Origin of the sequence: Varibaculum massiliense, from assembly GCF_900106855.1 — a bacterium.
Lineage (GTDB): Bacteria > Actinomycetota > Actinomycetes > Actinomycetales > Actinomycetaceae > Varibaculum > Varibaculum massiliense.
Map to the genome: position 1 here is coordinate 599,930 of NZ_FNWI01000004.1, position 19,284 is coordinate 619,213.

The window sequence follows — 19,284 nt, forward strand, 5'->3', positions numbered from 1 at the left end:
AGAACCGCTCCCGCCTTCGCGGAATCCAGTGTTTTACTTAACGCGTCGTATGAATGAGCGCCGCTGCTTGGCGAGCAGCGTCATTGTCATCAACCTCGAGAATCTTCCAACCTTCGGTGGTTAGTTGCACCATGTAATGTTCAGAAGCCAAGTAGACTTCTTGCCCTTTATCTAGGGCGGCAGCACCGTAGAAAGTTAATTGGTCCACTTCATCTACCCACTTGGGATGTTTCGAATCGGCAATCATCAGGAAGCAGATTCGTTTCGCACCGTCCACAATGTCCATGAAGCCACCGCAGCCGATGGCTTTGCCACCAAAAGCCGAAACGTTAATATTGCCTTTACCATCTACTTGCCCCACACCCATGTAGGTGATGTCCACGCCGCCACCGTTGTAAAAATCGAACTGTTGCGGATGGCTGATAATAGCTGCCGGATGAATTGCACACCCAAAGTCCACTCCCCCTAGCGGGACACCTCCGTATGTGCCAGACTCCACCGTTAAGGTAACTTTGGCGAGCTTACCGCTTACCGCAAGTGCCCGACCTATGGAGTCTCCGGGGAGACCGGTACCTAGATTAATAATGTCTCCGTCGCGTACCAGCTTTGCGCCCCTCTCCCCGATGCGCACCCGAACCGGTTCCACCTCGTGGTCAAGGATGGACTTTGCTAGTTCCTCAGAGGAGGCATACCCCGTGATCAGATCCATATTTACCTCAACCGCCGAGTTAGTTTGCTTGTGGTATTTCGCTGGATCAGAAGTCACCATAACGTAATCCACCAGTACACCGGGAACATTCACCAGACGAGCCGGAATGTCACCACGCTCTACAATCTGCTTCACCTGGGCAATTACGATTCCGCCATTGTTATGAACAGACTGCGCAATTGCCAGCGAATCCAGAATTGTCACGTCGTCTTCTTGCGACATATTTCCATCTGGATCAATCTTCGTACCCCGTATAATCGCCACGTCAATCGGGAAAGACTTGTAGAATAGGTATTCCTTACCATCTCTTTCCACCAGTTCCACATACTCATCAGGAGCTGTGGCAGCACGGGCAGAATCGTTAATTCGTCCTCCATCCAGCCGTGGGTCAACGAAAGTACCGAGCCCCACCGTAGAAAGCTGCCCCGGTCTACCTGCTGCTATCGTACGATACAGCGTGGATATCTGACCTTGCGGCAAGCAAATAGCTTCCACCTCATCTTCGCCCAACAGGTTCGCCATAGGTGGGTTTAGCCCCCAGTGTGGCCCCACTACGCGTTTTAGTAATTTTGGGTGAGCAAGGCGGGCAAGCCCATCCACTCGGTTTGACTGCCCAGCTGCATGTACGAATGTCAAATTATTCGGGGTACCTTTTTCTAAGAATGACTGTTCGATATGCGCATAGATTTCATCAGCTACGCTCATCATGGTGAAACCATCGGCAGCTACAGTAGCCCCGTTCGGAATCAGTGATGCCACTTCTTCAGGCGTCACTTGTTTAAAGCTCATAGCTTGTATCCCCCTCCGATGCGAATGGTTTCACCGGTCAGGTAGGAGGCATCGTCAGATACCAGGAACGCAACCAGATTGGCTACATCCTCTGGTTTTCCGGCACGCTTGAGGGACACCTTTGCGACTTGCTCTTCATAGAGGTTCTCGAATCCAGCACGTGAAGGAATTTCCTTAAGCTTGCAGGTCATATCCGTTTCAATAAAACCAGGAGCAATTGCATTGGCGGTCACATTCTTGAACCCCAGCTCCTTGGATATAGAGCGGGTTAGGGAGACAACGCCACCTTTTGCTGCCGCGTAGTTAGTTTGCCCCACGTTTCCTTGCCAAGATTCGGAGGCCACGTTACAAATGCGCCCATACTGGTTTTCACGCATATGCGATCCCACCTTGCGACACAAGTAGAAAACGGCAGAAAGATCTACTGCGAGCACCACATCCCACATGTCATCGGTCATCTTATGAAGCATGCCGTCACGGTTGATTCCGGCGTTATTTACCAGGATGTCAATCTTGCCCAGTTCCGCAATCACCTGCTCTATGGCAGCATCCACAGCTTCACGATCGGCAACATTCAATGCAATGGATCGTGACTTGCCTCCACACTGTTCAGCCACCACCTTGGCAGCCTCGCCATTAATATCTACAACAACCACGGTGGCTCCGCGCTGCGCAAGTTTTAGCGCGATGCCTTTACCAATCCCCTGCGAGGCTCCGGTTACTACCGCAACCCTGCCGTTTAGCGATATCGAATCCATTATTCTTATACCTTTCATTAGATTAAATAGGTTGACAGCGGCAAGAATTGCCGATGTGTAGTTCATATGGACATACGATGTCCGTTTGCTTGACACGCTCGTTACGCATCAGGTTTTCTAGCTGCACCACAGCTTGCTCCGCCATCGCACGAATTGGTTGCACGATAGTGGTAAGTGAAAATCCTGGCCATACCGCTGGGGTAACACCATCAAAACCTCCCACAGCGACGTCGTCAGGAACGCTAATACCATGAGCGTTAAAATCCTCTATTATTCCGAAAGCAATGGCATCTGAGCCACACAGAATTGCCTCTGGTAACCCACGTTTTAGCGAACGAAAATGTTTTGCGGCGTTATACCCGCCCCCAGTTCCCAGATCGGTACGCACAATCCACTCGGTAGGGGTGGATAATCCGCTTTCGATTAGACCTTCAAGATACCCAACATGACGCTCGTTTGAAGCCGAAGAGCTCCGGGGACCAATAGCCAGCGCTATCTTCTTATATCCGTGGCTCACCATATGTAGAGCCATATCTTTTGCCGCGTTCTTGTTATCTATTCCCACAAAAGCTGCACGTACTGTTGGCATTTTGCGTGATACCTGTACATAAGGCAGGTTTGCATTGCGCAATAGGCGAGCTACCGAAGCATCACCATCTTGCGTTGCGGTAAGAATGATTCCATTAACTCCATGCTGAGTCATGGTTTGCACGGTCGAGAGCAGATCTTTAGGACGGTCGCCGGTGTGTGCTAACAGCGTGTTTAGATTATGTGACCGAGCGACCTCTGCCACAGCAACGCCTAGCTCCTGGTAAAACGGGTTGGAAAGATCCGCAAGTACCAAACCTACCAACGAGGGGATAGTGTGCATATTTGTAGCACGTTCTGGTACTTCTATGCCGTAAGCACGTGCCAATTCGATTATTGACCGCCGGGTTTCATCAGAGATTCCGGGCTTCCCATTTAATGCATAGGAGACCGCTGCCTTCGACACTCCCAACACCTGGGCGATATCAGATGCCGATCCGCGGGTAGCCCTACTACGGTTCTCATTAACCCTCATGCATTTCTCCTTGTAACGCCCAAGGCTCGCTTCTTTGCTGAGACCTTTTTGGACGCTTATGCTCATAATCACATCAGGACTGGGAGTTAAGCAACGTTAAGTTGTAGAGTTTATTATTTACGTTTCTGCTGTTTAACCCAATTTTTACCGCGTAGGAGACCGAGGCTTTTTAAAATCGAGCAATAATCGCCAACGCCCGTAAGCTACGATTTGTCCCAAACAATCTTCAAAAATGAACATTCTCCGCTGCTGATATAAGCACCACGACCTCGACGCGTTCTAAGTCACCATGAGTGATTATCGCTATCCGCCGACCTGCCCGGCAGCAGGATTCTTTCCCGTAATAGGGAAAATACCAGGATTACATCCTGGCTGCGCAACGACCCAAATAGAATATTCCCTGCGTGGAGCCGACTATCGGACTCGAACCGATGACCTGCTGTTTACAAGACAGCTGCTCTACCAACTGAGCTAAGTCGGCGGGTACGCAATGCGTACAGAGGGTGCGGTGCGTCTGTAACTCCCGCGGCCCTTACGAAACCGGCGCGTTGGGTAGGTATCCCGTACCCGCAGTCCTCGCCTCGCGTCCTCAAAAATGAAGACGCCCTTTAGTTTGTCATGGCTTTAGTAAATGAACAAAACCGCAGCTAGTTGCAACCCGATCTCCCGTATTTCTTCGGCAGTTAAAGAGTAGTTCTCACTAACCTACCGCTGGATCAAACCTGATCTCTACCTAGGTGAGACCCACCTAGTCCGCCCCGAGTTACTAGTGGCTGAGACTTAATCCCCACCCAGCTAGCAGTCCCAGACCTATTACTTCCCCAGCAACACGTCCTCGTTAAAACTTCCATCCTGGTTAATCGGGTTCTCAACCAATTTCCCATTGGAGGCAAACATCGGGGTACCTACCTGCTGGGTTTGCTTACCAGCAGCCTCCGCCCACTGTTTTTGCCACTTCTCCAGCAGCGCCGATTGCGGATCTGCCTTAAAGGAGTTAATGATCTCGTCTTTAACCCCAACCTTCTTGGCAACTTCTTTGATTTTTTCTAGCGACTTAGCCGGATCAGCCATAATCGTGGAGTTACCCTGATCCTTCCACCCAGCGTCCTCACCTTTAGCGAACATCACCCCATATCCGGCATCGATCAACGCCTGGTGGAAATCCAGCGTCTTCTCCGGCTGCTCTGCAGCTACCTGCATAGAAGCATTCCCGGCGATGATCGTCCACGGCAGAGCGTGAGTAGCCACCGGATGCAGCACCAGATTGGCTTTACCATCTTTAGCAAAAGCCAGGACTTTATCCCCCAGCTTGTGCTCTAGATTCAAACAAGCGGGGCAGCCATAGGAGTACCACATCTCAATCGTGGGAACCCCAGCGGTAGCTTTATATACGCCCTTTTGACCAATCAAAATGCCCTGCGCCGCATCAACGGCCTGTTGACCAGAGAGGGCAGCAACTTTTTCCGGGCTTTGTCCGGAAAGCACCGCGCCCCCAGCACTTCGACTTGCATGCGCTATATTGTTCCCTCGCTGCGCAATCAGGTATCCGGAGAGGGCGACCGCCGCCACCACCAGCACCGCAACTATCGCGATTACCACGCGATTACGAGTCTGCTTGCGCCGCGCCGCTTCACGCTGCGCTTCTACCTGCTTCCAAACCTTTTCTTGCCGCTTTTTCGCAGCTGGAGATGAACTCTTAATTTTTCCGGTCTGCATTTTGCCTTTTGTCTTTGCCATTACTTTCCCGCTACTACTTTCCTGCAACTTTCCAGATTATCTGTTTTAAGCATAAACGAGGACGCACCTCACTCTCACCCTATCCGGGCTTTAATCACCGTAATCCTGGGTGACGCCACCTACCACAGACCATTTACCACCATATATTCGGCAGCAATACTGGCTGCTAACGCCACCAAGATCCAAAATAGGCGCGCCCCCGCTCCCCCCAGCAGGCGCACCATAGAACCAAACCCCACCCGAAAGGAACGAGAAAAGAAGGCAACTATCGTCCCAAACAGCGAACACGCCAGGTAGAGCAGTACCCGATAAATCACCGGTTGTTCGCGCAGCCCCGGTGGCAAAAGCTGCGACGCCAGCTGCATTAACGGCGGGTAGCCAAAACGCCCTATAAGAGAAACACCCACCGCCACCAGTATGGTCACCACGATTGCTCCATTTATCGGAGCCAATAACGGTTGGGCTTTAAGTGCTGCGCTGGGCGGAGTAACCATTCCCGAAGCCAATTGCGCATCTCGCATGCGCGCCCTAAATGCCCCAAAAAGACCGCAAAGCGCTACTAAAATCGCTAAGACTACCGCACACAGATAATTCACGTCAGAGGTTCCCGAATAATTTTTGAACTCAAAAACTTCCGTAAACAGAGATAAAGATAGCATTAACGCCAAACAGGATATCCAAGCATTAGGTAGCTTATTAGGGATATAGCGCGGCTCCCACTGTGCAGGCACCTCGCCGCCAGGAGCAACTCCGGCGACTGCGCCATAGCCAGGCGGCTGCGCCCCCGAATTTACGCCGCTACTCGCATAGTTCCCGGCATAATTCCCCGCTGGCACTACCTGGTTAGCGGCAGCGCCGGCATTTTCAGGGGACGCGGGGGGATAAAGCCGCGTAGCTTGCCCCGAAGCCAGGGGGGCAGAGTTGGGCTCTGTTTCCCCTCCGTGTTGAGGGGAAGGGGGGAAACTGGGAGGAGCCGCCCCTAAGCCTGCCGCCCCCAGACCAGCAGCTCCGATACTCGTTGCCCCCAAAACCGCTGTACCCTGGCTAGCCGTCGCAGAGCCAGAATCATCCTGCAGGTAGGCGCCTTCCGGCAAGTAGTCAGCAGGATCTTTCCCCTCATTAACCGCCTCAAAAGCCGCGATTAGCTGCTCGGGGGAGGCGCGGCGCTCCGGATCCACCTGGAAGCCAGCCAAAAACACTTGCCTGAGTGGCTGCGGCAATTCTGACAGGTCGGCTTGACCGGTATTTATCCGCCCTAAAACTACCTCGATAGGGCCAGAACCAAAGGGGGGACGACCAGTGATGCAATAGAGCAACACGCACAGCCAAGCCCACCAGTCATCGCGCTCCTGTGCATCCTCGCCTTGAATAAGTTGCGGTGAAATATAGCCGGGAGTTCCTGTGACCAGCCCGGTTGCGGTTAAACGTTCTGCCCCCGGGGTTTGGGAGATCCCAAAATCAATCAACACCGGCCCCTGCTTAGAAATCATAATGTTCGCGGGTTTCACGTCTCTATGCACTACCCCGGCGCTATGAAGTTCCCGCAAAATCCGGGCTAGCCACTGTGCCAGGTCAATCAGATCTGGCAGATTCCAGGTACCGAATTCGCTCACATCCTGGGCGATAGTGACCCCTTTAATCAGTTCCATGGCCACATAAGGAGTTTCACCCTCGGTGTTTACCTCAAAAACTTTCGCTACCCCCGAGGAGCTGACCCGGTTAATCGCGTCAGCTTCTCTCTGCAAGCGTTTGCGGGCATTGGGGTCGCTAGCGATTTGGGGATGCAAAAATTTCAAGGCAACTTGGCGCCCATCGGGGGCTTCGGCTTGGTAAACCGATGCCATCCCCCCTGTCCCCAAGGCCTTAAGTACCTTGTATCCGCCAATTTCTTGCGCGACCACTATCTCCCTAACTGTTAAGCAACTCTCTTTAAGCGATTTTAGCTAACTGTGTTCGCAGATACCCAACTACCTGTGCCACAATTGTCCTAGCAATAGCCATAAGGAGGAAATAGTGCCAGCTATGCAAAAGCTAAGGGTAACTACTGAGGGGACCTCTTCATTTTATTCCCTGGTACCTTCTCTGCCCTGGTCCTTGCCTCTAGAAGAATGGCCAAATGAGCTGTTAGCAGCCCTCCCCCGTGGCATTTCCCGCCACGTAGTACGTTTTATTCAGGCCAAGGGCGAAATTTTCGCAGTCAAAGAGATTTCTGAACGCGATGCGCTCCACGAATACCAAATGCTGCGCCAGCTGCAAAGTAAAGAACTGCCTACTGTGTCGGTGGCGGCAGTAGTCGCCGGACGCGAGGACGAAAATGGCGAAGAACTACCCTCCGCCCTAGTCACCCACCACTTACAGTATTCCCTTCCCTACCGGGTGTTATTGTCAAAACATCTATCTCGCGGCACCCTCGACCGCGTCCTGGATTCCCTAGTTGCCCTGCTGGTTCGCTTGCATTTATCCGGGTTCTACTGGGGAGATGTTTCCTTATCAAATACCCTTTTCCGCCGTGATGCCGGCACCTATGCCGCCTATCTGGTAGATGCAGAAACTGGGCGTTTTTACGACAACATCTCGGATCGTTCCCGCGAATACGATGTTTCCCTAGGTGCTATGAATATCATCGGCGAACTAATGGACTTACAGGCAGGTGGTCTGGTAGACGAAGACTTTGATCCGACTATAGTCGGCGATTACCTGGAAGAACGCTACCGCGCCCTCTGGAATGATTTAACCAGATCCGAGCGTATCCCCGCCGACGAGATTTGGCGAGTAGGAGCACGCGCCGACAGGTTGGGACAGCTCGGTTTCGATATCGGTCAAGTAGACATTGAATCCGATGAGGACGGGGATTTCCTGAGGTTCGCCCCGCGAGTGGTAGAGGCCGGGCATTTCCAGCGTCTGGTAAAAGATTTAACCGGTCTGGAAGTCCAAGAAAAACAGGCAAAACGTATCTACACCGATATTTTGACCTATCAGCAACACAAGAAACTAAGCAAAACTCCGCTGCGTTTAGTGGCAAACGCCTGGATGGACCGCGTTTATCTGCCCACTATCAGCGCAATCCCCGATGACCTGCGGGCGAAACTAGAGCCGGCACAAATCTTCCATGAGGTTCTAGAGCACCGCTGGTTCATGTCTGAAAAAGCTCACCACCATGTCCACACCCGCAAAGCGGTAAAGGACTATATCCGCACCCAGTTGGCGACCCGCCCAGACGAGCAAGTAGTACTTCCCATGCCTCTCACCGCGACCGCCGATATTTCCGACTATCTAGACTCAGAAAGAAACTAACTGTCATTTTCTGGTGCGCACCGGCATTGATAACCTAGAGCGCTAGCTGAAGAAACCCTGGATAATGGTGCTGGTTCCCTAAAAGTGCCGTTAGTGGCGACCATGACGGCGCCCTATCACTACTAATCCCCCTTGAGGTAAGAGACGATCGGGAGACATCGACTCGGAAACAGCCGCTAGGGAAATCGTAAAAACCGCCGGCTGACGATTAGTTAGCTCAATGCGACCTCCATCGGCTTCAATCAGGTCTTTCGCCAGCGCCAGACCGATTCCACTGGACCCGTGACCGCTAACTCCCCGCCGGAAAATATCGGGGGCAATATCTTCGCTCACCCCCTCGCCCTCGTCAGCAACTTCTACGAAGATTGAGCGCGAGGAGACTCCTTTGCGGGTAGAAACCGTGACCGTACCTGCCCCGTATTTCAAAGAATTCTCTACCAAAGTGGCAATGGCCTGCGAAAGTGAAGAGGGGGTCGCCAAGGGTAAACGGTCAGTTACCAAGTTATTAAAAACAATTTGGCGTCCTACTGCTGCGAATTGGGGCTCCCACTCGTCCTTTTGTTGACGGAAAATCTCCTCCATTTTCACTGCCTGGGTGTGACCGTGACTGGCCTGCTGTGCGCGCTTCTTCAAATCCTCTACCACTTGGGTGATTCGTTCTACCTGTTCCAGGCAGGCTTCAGCTTCGCTGCGTACCTCTTCGTCATCGCTTAGATATTGGATTTCTTCTATCCGCATTGACAGGGCGGTCAAGGGGGTGCGCAACTGGTGAGTGACGTCCGAAGCGAACTGGCGCTCCTTGGCAATCCGACCCACAATCCTTTCCCCGGAGCGAGAAAGTTCCTCACTTACCAGGTCAATCTCTTCGATTCCAGTAGGCTCTAGCCGGGCTTGCACTGCCCCGGAACCCACTTGTTCTGCCTGGGCAGAAAGATAGATTAGGGGCGCAGCCAGCCGGCGCGAACCATGGAAAGCGAAGGCGGTGCCCGCCCCCAGTGCCACCGCCCCGCAGATGAGCACCGCACAAACTGCCCCTACCGCGGACCAAATCACTGGCACCGCCGAGGAACGCACAGAAACGTAGAGACCCCCAGCGCTGCGAGCGTGGGAATACAGTTGCCAGTCAGTGCCTATGGGGCCAGAATCAAAAATACGCTTTTCCTGATGGTCAATACGGATTTGAGCTTCGGGAGCATAGACGCGTCGCCACTGGATAACTGCCTTTCGGGTACGATCCAGGTCGTGTACCCCAATCTGATCCAGATAACGTGACAGGGTAACCGCTTGCTGATCTTGGGCTCTCTGGCTGGACTGCCACACGTACGACGGAGCCAAAATTGCCAAAGGTAGTCCCAATAGGGTCAGCGATACCAACACTGACTGAAAAACCATTAACAGCGCGCGGCGGCGCATCACGGTCTACTTTCGGTCGGTCTCGAAACGAAATCCCATTCCCCGCACAGTAGAAATGTAATAGGGATAGGCAGCATCATCGCCCAGTTTTCGGCGCAACCAGGAAATATGCATATCCAAGGTCTTGGTGGAACCCGCGGGATCCGAGCCCCATACCTCCTGCATAATCACCTGGCGAGGAACCACATTGCCCGCCTCTTTAATCAAAATACGCAGCAGATCGAACTCTTTGGCGGTCAGCTGCAGCTCCCGTCCATCCTGAAAAGCACGGTGAGCGGAAACATCAATTTTAATGTCTTGCGCCTCTAGAGTGTCATCTTGGAAGTCGCTACCAGCGCGGCGCAACAGGGCGCGCACCCTCGCCAAGAGTTCCGCTAGCCGGAAAGGCTTGGTTACATAGTCATCCGCGCCTGCATCCAGACCAACCACCATATCAACTTCGTCAGTGCGGGCGGTCAGCACCAAAATCGGCACCGAAGACCCTTGGGAGCGAATCTCCCGAGCCACGTCTAACCCATCCATATCGGGCAACCCTAAATCGAGTATCACCAGGTCAGCGCCAATTATTTCACCGAGAGCTCCGCGACCGGTACCGTGGGCGCGCACTTCGTAGCCTTCTCGCCCTAGCGCACGTGCCAGGGGTTCCGAGATGGCCGGATCGTCTTCAACAAGTAAAACTGTAGTCATATTCCCATGGTAAACTATAAAAATCTTTATTGCCACTGGGCTTGAGCTTTAGATAGTTTTACCGTTTCTTTACCAGGGGGGAAGCTATTTCCAGAGTGCTGCGGCGTATCAGTGGCTGGGCAGTATGCACAGATTTATCGCGGGTAAGCAACCAGGCTTCCACTTCCCCCAGACCTTGCAGGTCTTGAGTTTCTGCCGGGCTGACCGCAAAAAAACCTTGAGTATCTAATTCCTGAAGCTGTTTGGCAGAGGTGGCATCCATCAGAATTTGTCCGCGGGGAGCAATATCTACCAGGCGAGAGGCTAGGTTGACCGGCGGGCCAAAAATATCGCCGGAACGGGAAACTACCCGCCCGTGAACTAGTGAGGCTCGCACCGGCTGGAGCTCCGGCTCCTGCTTCAACCGCTCAACGATTGCGCACACAATATCGGCGGCAACCAACAGTTCATCAGCAACGAACAAGACTGCATCCCCCAGAGTTTTCACCACTCGCCCTCCGCGAGTAGTAACCACGTCTCGGCAAGCCATTTCAAAAGTTTGCACCATATCTGCCAGCGCTGACCCAGTCATAGTGGAAGAACGGCGAGTATAGGCAACCATATCCACGAACCCCATGCAACGATCCAGGGGGTAAGAATCGGGGGCAGCCTCTTTCCCTTCCCGCATTTCTACTTCCCGGTTCGTGTTGAGCAGCAGATACGCCATCTGCCGGCGCCAGGCATAACCCAGTTGGGATTGCAATAGTTCTATGTATTGATCGATTTTATCCAGAACCACCAGGCGCGCTGAGGTGTCATCCAGACCCATGCGCTCTTGAAAATCGGTGACAATCGCCTCTAACTGCCAAAGCACTAGGCGATCGGCCAGATAGGACTGGGCGCGCAGTAACGAAGTTACGGTACCAGGTGACAGCGCACTGTTTCTAATCTCGTGAATCCATTCCTTTATCGCCTGTGCGTCTTGCTCTGTGAACATATAGGTGTCCGGATCTGCCTTGGGGAAGCCACAAGAAGTCCAAAAACGTTCTACGACCTTAATCTCTACCCCCACATGCTCTGCCATTTCACGCATAGTCATCGTGGGAGCTCCCCCGATGAGTTTCCACACCGGACGCATCACGGTATTGCGCGCTAGCCGGGCAGCAGACATGGATTCACTCACCCTACAACCTTAAGGTGAACAGCCTCACTTTTTCCAGCAGACGGGGCGGCGGCGCTCGCTTTGGCGGAAACTTTTTATTTTCGACAGCTTTGCCACCTCGCTTTTCTCCAATAGCAATGGTTTTAAAAAGTTTTATCCCCCGCCATTACCTGAACTTTTAAAATAGAGGCTATGACTGATTTCTTAGTCCTAGCCTCGGCATCTAAAGCACGGGTAAAAGTGCTGACTGCGGCAGGTATCACCCCCTTAGTTTGGGCAGCAGATATCGATGAGGACGCGGTGCGCACTAATTTGGTTAACGCCACCCCAGCCCAGGTAGTTACGGCTTTAGCCCAGGCAAAAGCCCGTCACGTCGCCCAGTTAATAACTAACACCGAGCAGCGCCGCCGGCAATGTTTACATCTCAACCAGGTCACTTTGAACGCAATTGCGAGATTGGAAGTGGGTGACCGGCTGGCGGTAATGGGCTGCGATTCCATGCTGCTACTAAATGGCAAACTCCGAGGAAAACCCCACACCTTCGAACGCGCCCTCGCCCAGATTCATGAACTTTCCGGGGCTTCCCCGGTGCTGTTCACCGGTCACTGCGCGATTTCCCTTATTCGCACCAAAGAGGGTTTTAACTGCGAGCAAGAAGTGCACGGATATTCTCAGGCCACGCTATATTTCAGCGAGATTAGCACTGAAGAGGCGCGCGCTTACGCAAATAGTAAAGAACCTTTGGAAGTAGCCGGTGGCTTTACCATCGATGGACTGGGAGGGGCATTTATTGACTCAATCAAGGGTGACCCACACGGAATTATTGGAATTTCTTTGCCGTTAGCGCGTAAACTATTAAATGAACTTGGCTTTTTTTGGCCAAATTTATGGAAGGGCTTACCAAATCAAGCCCCAACGGATAAGGTTGAGTTATGAGTGAACGAAAAGCACGCGGGGTAGGTCTCGCAACCGTCAGCGAAACTGGGCAAACCTTGGACGTTTGGTATCCGCAACCCCACCTGGGTTACCAACCAAATGAGACAGATGAAGATTTAATCCACAAACTAAGCCAGATTGAAGGACACGATACCGGACGTGGGGTTAACCGCACCGCCACAGTGGTAACCATCGATTTGGACGAGTCGGCGCACTCCACAGCCGATGCATATCTGCGCCTGCACCTACTTTCACACCGGCTAGTAAAACCGAACACCATTAACTTGGACGGGATTTTTGCTCGCCTCCCTACCGTAGCCTGGACCACGGAAGGTCCCTGCGCGGTCGAAGACTTTGAGAACACCCGCATGCGGATGCGCCTGAGCTATGGACATCCAATTCACCTGCTCAGCGTGGATAAGTTTCCCCCAATGGTTAACTACATTATCCCCTCTGGGGTGCGGATTGCCGACGGGGCGAAAGTTCGTCTCGGCGCCTATCTGGCTCCCGGCACTACCGTAATGCACGCCGCTTTCGTCAATTTCAATGCCGGCACCTTGGGCGCTTGCCTCATCGAGGGGCGGGTTGCCCAAGGGGTAGTAATCGATGACGGCTCCGATATTGGAGGAGGTGCCTCGACTGAAACCACCCTCTCGGGTGAAACCGGGCAACAGATTTCCCTCGGGAAACGCTGCTTGTTGGGCGCCAACTCGGGTCTGGGGATTGCCCTCGGCGATGACTGCATGGTGGAACCTGGTCTGAACTTGACCGCCAGCACTAAAGTTTCGGTGCTCCCCCACGCAGGCGTGGCGCCCTCTGCGGAAGGTTACTTCGCGGAGCCGGTAGTGGTTCCGGCCTCGGAACTTTCAGGCGCTTCGGACGTAATCTTCCGCCGTAACTCTCAATCGGGTCGGGTCGAAGCCCTGCCGCGCGCTGGCAAAGAAATCAAACTAGCCACCACCGCCCGCATCAACCCGTAGAATCTCAGATTCGGATTTTCCCGGAGCCAAGTAATAATCCGCGTACCGATTCCGGTGCGCGGATTTTTACACTCCCGCGCGCCCGCAGCCTCGCTTTCCCGTAGACCGAGTTAAGCGCGGGGAATTAGTTTTTCCTCCTGCCCAAAAATTTGGAAAACGTAGCGGCGTTTTCCAAATTTTGCGCCCGCCTAGCCGACTCAGATAAAACTAATCCCCCGCGCTCGGGTCCCGGCTGATACGAGAAACACGCGAGATACGCACTGAGCGTGCAAGTACGGATTTATAGCGCAAACGAACAAGAACTCATTACTAACAGCATCAAATACCCACCAAACAAGCGCCTAATCGAAAACTATTTTTTATAAATGCTGATCGTAGCTGATTCCCCGCAAGGGTCAGGCGGAACAAGATGCGAACGGTGATTGATCTGATCCTGCGAGACTATCCAGGTCTCCAGAGCACTTTTCCTAAGCCAGACCCGAATCGAGAAGAAACCCGTTTTCCTAGCCTCAGGGGTCGGGCGGAAAAAGATGCGAGAGGGGGCTTGAGCCGAGCGAAGCAAGGCTCACCGGGGTCCCCCGAGCACTTTTTCCGGCTGACCCACGACGAGAGGAAAAACTAATCCCCGCGTTGACTTTGGTATGAAAGCTAAAAGACACGCCGAGTGCTTTTACCGAGCCAGCCCCGCACTTAAGGAACAGCTACGATTGATGGCGCCACGCGGCGGAACGCTGACTGGCAACCCAAGCAGCTACCTGCGTGCGGCGCTGCAACCCCATTTTGGCTAGTAGCGAGGTGATATGATTCTTCACTGTCTTTTCAGCAACCCCCAGCTTTTCGCCGATTTCTCGGTTAGACAGCCCATCGCCGATGAGGTTTAAGACTTTGCGTTCCGCCGGAGTCAGATTAGCGGTGGGATCTTCATTGCCGGCACGGCGGCGGGTAACAGTGCGTTCATCGAGCAACACCCGTCCGCCTACTACTGCCCGAATCACGTCAGTAATTTCGGCTCCCCTTACCGTTTTAAGTACGTAGGCTTTGGCTCCTGCCTGCAAGGATTCAGCTAAAGCATCATCGTCATCAAAGCTAGTGAGTACGATTGCCAGAGACTGGGGAGAGACCTCCCGTAACTGTTTCATCACATCAATGCCGGTACCATCGGGCATTTGCAAATCCACCAGTACTACGTCAGGACGCACCAGTTCCGCGCGACGCACCGCATCCTCAACCGTTCCCGCCTCGGCTACTACCTCCATATCGGCAGTACGATCTACGATTTCCGCAATCCCTCGACGCACAATTTCGTGGTCGTCAATAATCATTACCCGAGTGGACGGCTCTTCTGTCTGCGACTGCTGAATGTTCACGTCTCGATTCTACCTAATCCTGTTGCAAAGGAAACAATGTTGTCACAAAGTGGTGAGCTAACCCCTACTTTCACACGTAAACAGTAGTTTCTACACTGAAATATCGCCTGGCTTAGCTGTCAGCGGGAATTTAACGTAATCCTACTTTTCCAATGCCTGACACTGGGGACAGAAGGTGGCGGTACGCCCAGATTGCTGCAGTTTTTCTAAAGTGGTGCCGCAAACCTTACAGGGTTCGCCGCCTCGTCCATAAACTTTTAGTTCCTGCTCGAAATACCCGGGGTTCCCGCTGGTATCTACATAGAGTTCATCGAAAGAAGTTCCGCCGTGTTTAATTGCGGCTTTCATAATCTTGCCGGCAACCTTAAAAATTTCCACAATCCGTTCTTCACTAATGGTATTAGCGCTTTGTGCCGGACTAGTACGGGCAGCAAACAGGGATTCATCTGCATAGATATTCCCAATCCCGGATACCAGTTTTTGATCTAGAAGGGAGTGCTTAATTGAGCTCTTGCGCTGATGTATTTTCTCTGCAATTTTCTTTAAATCCGCGTGAGGATCTAGCACATCCCGAGCTACGTTTACTTCGACATTGCGGGGAAGCAAATGAGATTCAGCGCCAATACCTGCCGGTTTCTTGTCCTTGGTTTCCACTAGCGGCTCGACTATCATGCGCCCGAAGGTGCGCTGATCCACGAAATTAACGGTTCTGCCATCTTTTAGCGTCAACCGCACCCGCAAATGTCCTTGGTTCCGATGGGACAATTCAATCTTGGGTTTATTGATTAGCAACTGCCCGGACATACCCAGATGAATAACCAGGGAATATAGGGTTTGTTCCCCTTCTTCGTCTTCGCCTAATAGCCACAGGAACTTGCCGCGACGTACAGCGTTGGTAATTGTCCACCCTGCTAATGCTTCGCTGAAACGTTTCGCATCTTGCCCGCGCAGGGAGCCAGGAAACAGTACCTCAACTTTTTCTATTTGCGCCCCGATTAGCTGCTTTTCGAGGCCGCGGCGCACTACCTCAACCTCAGGTAATTCTGGCATAAACAGTTCCCCTCAAATCTACTGTTGTTCCTAAATATTTAACTGTCAGATTATTGCTTTCTAGAACCCTAACGGCGTGGTTACCCCGTGTTCTTCTCGCAGCGTCATTACCGCTTGCCGGGCGGCTTCATGTTCTGCCACCTTCTTAGAACGTCCCTTCCCGGAACCGATCTCCCGTTCTCCGATAAGAGCTCGTGCCTTAAAACGGCGATTATGGTCAGGACCGGTACCCTCTACTGAAAACTCTACATTATGAACCCCTAACTGACCAGTAAGTTCTTGCAAAGTAGTTTTCCAATCCATAACTGCTCCCCGCTCGAGGGCGTGCTCTAAGAGTTCTTGAAGCAGATTTTCTACTACCTTCCGGGTAGGCTCCAGTCCGTGGCTTAGATAAGTTGCACCAATCAAGGCTTCTACCGTGTCCGAGAGAATAGAGTCTTTTTCGCGGCCTCCGGTCTTATCTTCTCCGCGCCCTAATAATATAAATTCCCCGAGGTTAATATCCCGGGCAACCTTGGCTAATGCCGGTTGGGAAACCGTGGCGGAACGCATTTTCGCCAAATGTCCTTCCGGATGGGAGGGATAAGTGCGGTAGAGGCTTTCGGTAACAATCAGTTGTAACACTGCGTCACCTAGGAACTCTAGACGTTCATTATTGGGCAGGTCGTCTTGTTCATGCGCGAAAGAACGGTGAGTCAAAGCCAGCACCACCATATCGGGGTCTAGCTCAATCCCCCATTTGGTTAGCAGCTTCGCTAGGTCTTGCGAACCGCGACTCATGCGTTTTTGTCTCCCTCTTAATCAAATATCCCCTTTAGCGCCGACCAGCGCGGATCAATCTTTTCGTGATGGTGACCGGCTTCGGCGTGTGCCAGAGCGATTCCACAGTCGGGGCAGAGCCCTGGGCAATCAGGGCTGCACAGCACCGAATACGGAATTTGCGGCACGATGGCGTCTATCAGAAGTGGCTCTAAATCTACCCGAGAATCAGGGCACACCTGATAGACCTCATCTAGCTCAGCATACATGTTTGAGTCGTCACTCACCTCATTTAGCAGGTGCGCCAGCTCATCCGGATAGTAATAGACCCGACTCAAAGAAAAATCGATGACTTTTTCTGCCGCTTCCAGGCAGCGCACACACTCCCCCTGGGTACGTGCCTGCCCGCTGACACTGATAGATACCCCTTCGGAAATCGCTACCGCGAGTACCTGCAAATCCAGGGTTTCCCCGGCCGGAACCGCCATATCCTCGGTGCCGATGGCGGCGGGTAATTCCACCTGCACCCGCCATGATTTACTGTCGCCTTCAGCGGAGCCTAAACCTGCTAAATCCAGGGGGATAGCTGCCTTTTTTACTTGCTTCATGCCCCTCAGCTTAAGATTTATTCTGTTTCGGCGCTAGCGAGCCGACCCTCAGTTACTAAAACTGGGGACGCTCCTGATGGGAAAACTGCGCCCGCCCCTTGCGAGTTTGCTCTGCTATTGCCCCCAGCAAATCTTCTAGCTGCGTCAACGAATCATTAACGTACTGGTCAGATTGGGTCATGAAATCGCTGGCTTCCCCGCGCGCGGCATTAACCGTTTCTTTGGCAACCCTCTGGGCTTCCTGGTAAACGTTTTCTTGAGCAACCATTTGATCTGCACGCTGCCGGGCTTCCTGCAAAATCTGCGAGGCTTGCTCCTTTGCCTGGGCAATAGTTTCTTCTGCCTGGGCACTGGCGTGTGCAATCGCCGATTCAGCCTGCTGATTGGCATCCGCAACCGTTTGTCGCGCCTGTTCATCTGCCTGGGCAATAGTTTGCTCCGCGCTCTGGTTCGCCTCGGTGGTGACCCGCTCGGCCTCGGAGCGAGCATCAGAAATAGTCTGCTCGGCCTCCTCGTCGGCGGCGTCCAACACCTTGTTAGCATCAGCCACGATTCGATCCGCATTAACCAGGTCGGCCGGTAGTGCCGCACGCGCATTGTCAAGCAGCTCCACCCCCTCAGCCTGATTAATCATCACCGAAGCGGAAAAGGGAACGCTGCGTCCCTCCTCGATCATTTCGGTGAGACGATCGAGTACTGCAATCACATCTGAAGGTGCATATTGCGGTTCTTCCTGGGCTTCCATAATCTTCCTTCCTGTTTTAGGCTTCTGGGTTCAAAGAATGGTCGGGAGCGATGTTATCTTCCGAGGTTGCCGTAAACGCTTGTTGTAACGCCTGGGCTACTTCGGGGGGAACAAATCCGGAGACATCTCCCCCGTAGGCAGCAATTTCTTTCACTACCGAGGAGGAGATTAGAGCGTTTTCGGGGGAAGTGGGAATCAAAATAGTGTCGATTCCGGAAAGTTGCCGGTTAGCGAAAGCCTGGGTCATTTCGCTGTCAGTATCTTTAGAGTTGCGAATCCCTTTCACTAGCGCCACTGCCCCATAGCGGGTGGCGAGGTCGCAAGCCAGTCCCTCCCAGGTAACTGCCTGCACATTCGGCAAGTCTGCGGTGGCTTGAGTAATGAATTCTTCGCGCTTGGCAGCGGTGAAAAGATAGTTTTTCTGAGAGTTTTTTGCAACCGCCACAATAACACGCTCAAAAATGTGGGCTGCGCGACTGATTACATCCAGGTGACCGTAGGTTAACGGGTCGTAGGATCCAACGCAGACAACAGTACTCATGAATACCAAAATACCTGCAAGACGTGCCAGAAGAGGGCGTCCCACGCGGAGGGAGGGGAAACTGCAGCCGTCCGGATGGTTTTAGATGGCGTCGAGGGCGGGGCGTAAGAAATAAACGGCGCTTTCCCCGTAGATTTTACGGGTGTCTTCTTCCCAATCATCTTCGTTCCAATCTGGGGCTTCATCGCGCGCCGAACGCTCTACTACTATCCAGGCATCAGGGTCACACAGGGGAAGCAGCTGCGTTAATATCTCTAAGATTTCCGAATTTTTCATAATGTAGGGAGGGTCGATGAAAACCAGTTCCCACTGGGGATTCGGGTCGGTTCCTTTCCAACGCGAAGCCAAGAAAGCCAGTGCTGACTGCACATATAGTTTCGCTTCCGCAAAAACCGCAGATGCCGCCTGGTTCTTTCGGATTGCCGCAGCCGCGCTTTGGGCACGATCAACCAGGTCTAGGCTGAGGGCTCCTCGTGAAAGGGATTCAAATCCGTAGGCTCCGGAGCCGGCAAAAAGATCCAAAACACAGGCATCTTCCGTAGCTCCCCGAGATTGCAAAGCCGAGAAAATCGCCTCCCGAACTCGGTCTTGGGTAGGGCGGGTGCCACAAGAGGGTACGGCTAGCTGAGTGCCTCGGGCGGCTCCAGCTATTATTCTCGTCACCATGACAGTTTAACCCTAGCTAAGTTCCTCAGAAAGCAGCTTCC

The 19,284-nt window shown here is 52.9% G+C and carries 18 protein-coding genes and 1 tRNA gene; 3 read left to right on the forward strand and 16 right to left on the reverse strand.

What is annotated here, in order from left to right:
• Positions 1–37: 37 nt before the first annotated feature.
• The 6 genes from BQ5456_RS02715 to BQ5456_RS02740 form a co-directional block, all read right to left on the reverse strand.
• A complete protein-coding gene (locus BQ5456_RS02715; protein ID WP_071128634.1) occupies positions 38–1,498 on the reverse strand; it encodes a CoA-transferase in 1,461 nt (486 codons plus the stop codon).
• Positions 1,495–2,256 (reverse strand): SDR family oxidoreductase, encoded by a 762-nt coding sequence (locus BQ5456_RS02720; RefSeq protein WP_071128635.1) that lies wholly within the window; start codon positions 2,254–2,256, stop codon positions 1,495–1,497. Before BQ5456_RS02720 ends, BQ5456_RS02715 begins: the two co-directional genes overlap by 4 nt.
• A 22-nt stretch (positions 2,257–2,278) precedes the next feature.
• Positions 2,279–3,319, reverse strand: a complete 1,041-nt coding sequence (locus BQ5456_RS02725; RefSeq protein ID WP_071128636.1) for a LacI family DNA-binding transcriptional regulator — start codon at positions 3,317–3,319, stop codon at positions 2,279–2,281.
• Between the two features lie 405 nt (positions 3,320–3,724).
• Positions 3,725–3,800 (reverse strand) — tRNA-Thr (locus BQ5456_RS02730).
• Positions 3,801–4,132: 332 nt separating this feature from the next.
• Positions 4,133–5,056, reverse strand: coding sequence for a DsbA family protein (locus BQ5456_RS02735; protein WP_071128637.1), 924 nt, complete (start codon positions 5,054–5,056; stop codon positions 4,133–4,135).
• 119 nt (positions 5,057–5,175) lie between these two features.
• Positions 5,176–6,957, reverse strand: a complete 1,782-nt coding sequence (locus tag BQ5456_RS02740; protein ID WP_071128638.1) for a serine/threonine protein kinase — start codon at positions 6,955–6,957, stop codon at positions 5,176–5,178.
• A gap of 121 nt (positions 6,958–7,078) precedes the next feature.
• Here BQ5456_RS02740 and BQ5456_RS02745 point away from each other — a divergent pair, with 121 nt between their 5' ends.
• Positions 7,079–8,350: a DUF4032 domain-containing protein gene (locus BQ5456_RS02745; RefSeq protein WP_071128639.1), complete on the forward strand. Its 1,272-nt coding sequence runs from the start codon at positions 7,079–7,081 to the stop codon at positions 8,348–8,350.
• A gap of 90 nt (positions 8,351–8,440) precedes the next feature.
• Here BQ5456_RS02745 and BQ5456_RS02750 read toward each other — a convergent pair whose 3' ends face one another.
• From BQ5456_RS02750 to BQ5456_RS02760, 3 genes are read right to left on the reverse strand one after another with little or no spacing between them, the layout of a single operon-like run.
• On the reverse strand, positions 8,441–9,763 hold the full coding sequence (locus tag BQ5456_RS02750) for a sensor histidine kinase (RefSeq protein ID WP_071128640.1): 1,323 nt from the start codon (positions 9,761–9,763) through the stop codon (positions 8,441–8,443).
• 6 nt (positions 9,764–9,769) lie between these two features.
• On the reverse strand, positions 9,770–10,450 hold the full coding sequence (locus BQ5456_RS02755) for a response regulator transcription factor (protein ID WP_071128641.1): 681 nt from the start codon (positions 10,448–10,450) through the stop codon (positions 9,770–9,772).
• A gap of 58 nt (positions 10,451–10,508) precedes the next feature.
• Positions 10,509–11,612 carry an adenylate/guanylate cyclase domain-containing protein gene (locus tag BQ5456_RS02760; RefSeq protein WP_143037005.1) on the reverse strand — a complete coding sequence of 368 codons (1,104 nt, stop codon included), beginning with the start codon at positions 11,610–11,612 and terminating at the stop codon, positions 10,509–10,511.
• Positions 11,613–11,783: 171 nt separating this feature from the next.
• On the opposite strand from BQ5456_RS02760, the gene BQ5456_RS02765 reads away from it, so the two are divergent.
• The gene (locus BQ5456_RS02765) at positions 11,784–12,527 is read left to right on the forward strand and encodes a Maf family protein (protein ID WP_071128643.1); all 744 of its coding nucleotides are present in this window, start codon (positions 11,784–11,786) and stop codon (positions 12,525–12,527) included.
• Positions 12,524–13,507, forward strand: coding sequence for a DapH/DapD/GlmU-related protein (locus tag BQ5456_RS02770; protein WP_071128644.1), 984 nt, complete (start codon positions 12,524–12,526; stop codon positions 13,505–13,507). Before BQ5456_RS02765 ends, BQ5456_RS02770 begins: the two co-directional genes overlap by 4 nt.
• A gap of 701 nt (positions 13,508–14,208) precedes the next feature.
• Here BQ5456_RS02770 and BQ5456_RS02775 read toward each other — a convergent pair.
• From BQ5456_RS02775 to BQ5456_RS02805, 7 genes are all read right to left on the reverse strand, one after another.
• Positions 14,209–14,829, reverse strand: a complete 621-nt coding sequence (locus BQ5456_RS02775) for a response regulator (protein ID WP_071129899.1) — start codon at positions 14,827–14,829, stop codon at positions 14,209–14,211.
• Between the two features lie 186 nt (positions 14,830–15,015).
• On the reverse strand, positions 15,016–15,924 hold the full coding sequence (gene mutM, locus BQ5456_RS02780) for a bifunctional DNA-formamidopyrimidine glycosylase/DNA-(apurinic or apyrimidinic site) lyase (protein WP_071128645.1): 909 nt from the start codon (positions 15,922–15,924) through the stop codon (positions 15,016–15,018).
• Positions 15,925–15,984: 60 nt separating this feature from the next.
• Positions 15,985–16,704, reverse strand: coding sequence for a ribonuclease III (gene rnc / locus BQ5456_RS02785; RefSeq protein WP_071128646.1), 720 nt, complete (start codon positions 16,702–16,704; stop codon positions 15,985–15,987).
• A 17-nt stretch (positions 16,705–16,721) separates the two neighbouring features.
• A complete protein-coding gene (locus tag BQ5456_RS02790; protein ID WP_071128647.1) occupies positions 16,722–17,291 on the reverse strand; it encodes a YceD family protein in 570 nt (189 codons plus the stop codon).
• A 55-nt stretch (positions 17,292–17,346) separates the two neighbouring features.
• Positions 17,347–18,036 carry a hypothetical protein gene (locus BQ5456_RS02795; protein WP_071128648.1) on the reverse strand — a complete coding sequence of 230 codons (690 nt, stop codon included), beginning with the start codon at positions 18,034–18,036 and terminating at the stop codon, positions 17,347–17,349.
• A gap of 16 nt (positions 18,037–18,052) precedes the next feature.
• Entirely contained in the window at positions 18,053–18,577 is a 525-nt protein-coding gene (coaD, locus tag BQ5456_RS02800; protein WP_071128649.1) for a pantetheine-phosphate adenylyltransferase, read from the reverse strand.
• Positions 18,578–18,658: 81 nt separating this feature from the next.
• Complete coding sequence (locus tag BQ5456_RS02805) at positions 18,659–19,240, reverse strand: RsmD family RNA methyltransferase (RefSeq protein ID WP_083378499.1); 582 nt, start codon at positions 19,238–19,240, stop codon at positions 18,659–18,661.
• Positions 19,241–19,284: the final 44 nt, after the last annotated feature.

Bases quoted from the DNA above. Each gene is read 5' to 3' on its own strand.
- BQ5456_RS02715 (WP_071128634.1), bottom strand. From the start codon at position 1,498: ATGAGCTTTAAACAAGTGACGCCTGAAGAAGTGGCATCACTGATTCCG.
- BQ5456_RS02720 (WP_071128635.1), bottom strand. From the start codon at position 2,256: ATGGATTCGATATCGCTAAACGGCAGGGTTGCGGTAGTAACCGGAGCC.
- BQ5456_RS02725 (WP_071128636.1), bottom strand. From the start codon at position 3,319: ATGAGGGTTAATGAGAACCGTAGTAGGGCTACCCGCGGATCGGCATCT.
- BQ5456_RS02735 (WP_071128637.1), bottom strand. From the start codon at position 5,056: ATGGCAAAGACAAAAGGCAAAATGCAGACCGGAAAAATTAAGAGTTCA.
- BQ5456_RS02745 (WP_071128639.1), top strand. From the start codon at position 7,079: ATGCAAAAGCTAAGGGTAACTACTGAGGGGACCTCTTCATTTTATTCC.
- BQ5456_RS02750 (WP_071128640.1), bottom strand. From the start codon at position 9,763: ATGCGCCGCCGCGCGCTGTTAATGGTTTTTCAGTCAGTGTTGGTATCG.
- BQ5456_RS02755 (WP_071128641.1), bottom strand. From the start codon at position 10,450: ATGACTACAGTTTTACTTGTTGAAGACGATCCGGCCATCTCGGAACCC.
- BQ5456_RS02765 (WP_071128643.1), top strand. From the start codon at position 11,784: ATGACTGATTTCTTAGTCCTAGCCTCGGCATCTAAAGCACGGGTAAAA.
- BQ5456_RS02770 (WP_071128644.1), top strand. From the start codon at position 12,524: ATGAGTGAACGAAAAGCACGCGGGGTAGGTCTCGCAACCGTCAGCGAA.
- BQ5456_RS02775 (WP_071129899.1), bottom strand. From the start codon at position 14,829: ATGATTATTGACGACCACGAAATTGTGCGTCGAGGGATTGCGGAAATC.
- mutM (WP_071128645.1), bottom strand. From the start codon at position 15,924: ATGCCAGAATTACCTGAGGTTGAGGTAGTGCGCCGCGGCCTCGAAAAG.
- rnc (WP_071128646.1), bottom strand. From the start codon at position 16,704: ATGAGTCGCGGTTCGCAAGACCTAGCGAAGCTGCTAACCAAATGGGGG.
- BQ5456_RS02790 (WP_071128647.1), bottom strand. From the start codon at position 17,291: ATGAAGCAAGTAAAAAAGGCAGCTATCCCCCTGGATTTAGCAGGTTTA.
- BQ5456_RS02795 (WP_071128648.1), bottom strand. From the start codon at position 18,036: ATGGAAGCCCAGGAAGAACCGCAATATGCACCTTCAGATGTGATTGCA.
- coaD (WP_071128649.1), bottom strand. From the start codon at position 18,577: ATGAGTACTGTTGTCTGCGTTGGATCCTACGACCCGTTAACCTACGGT.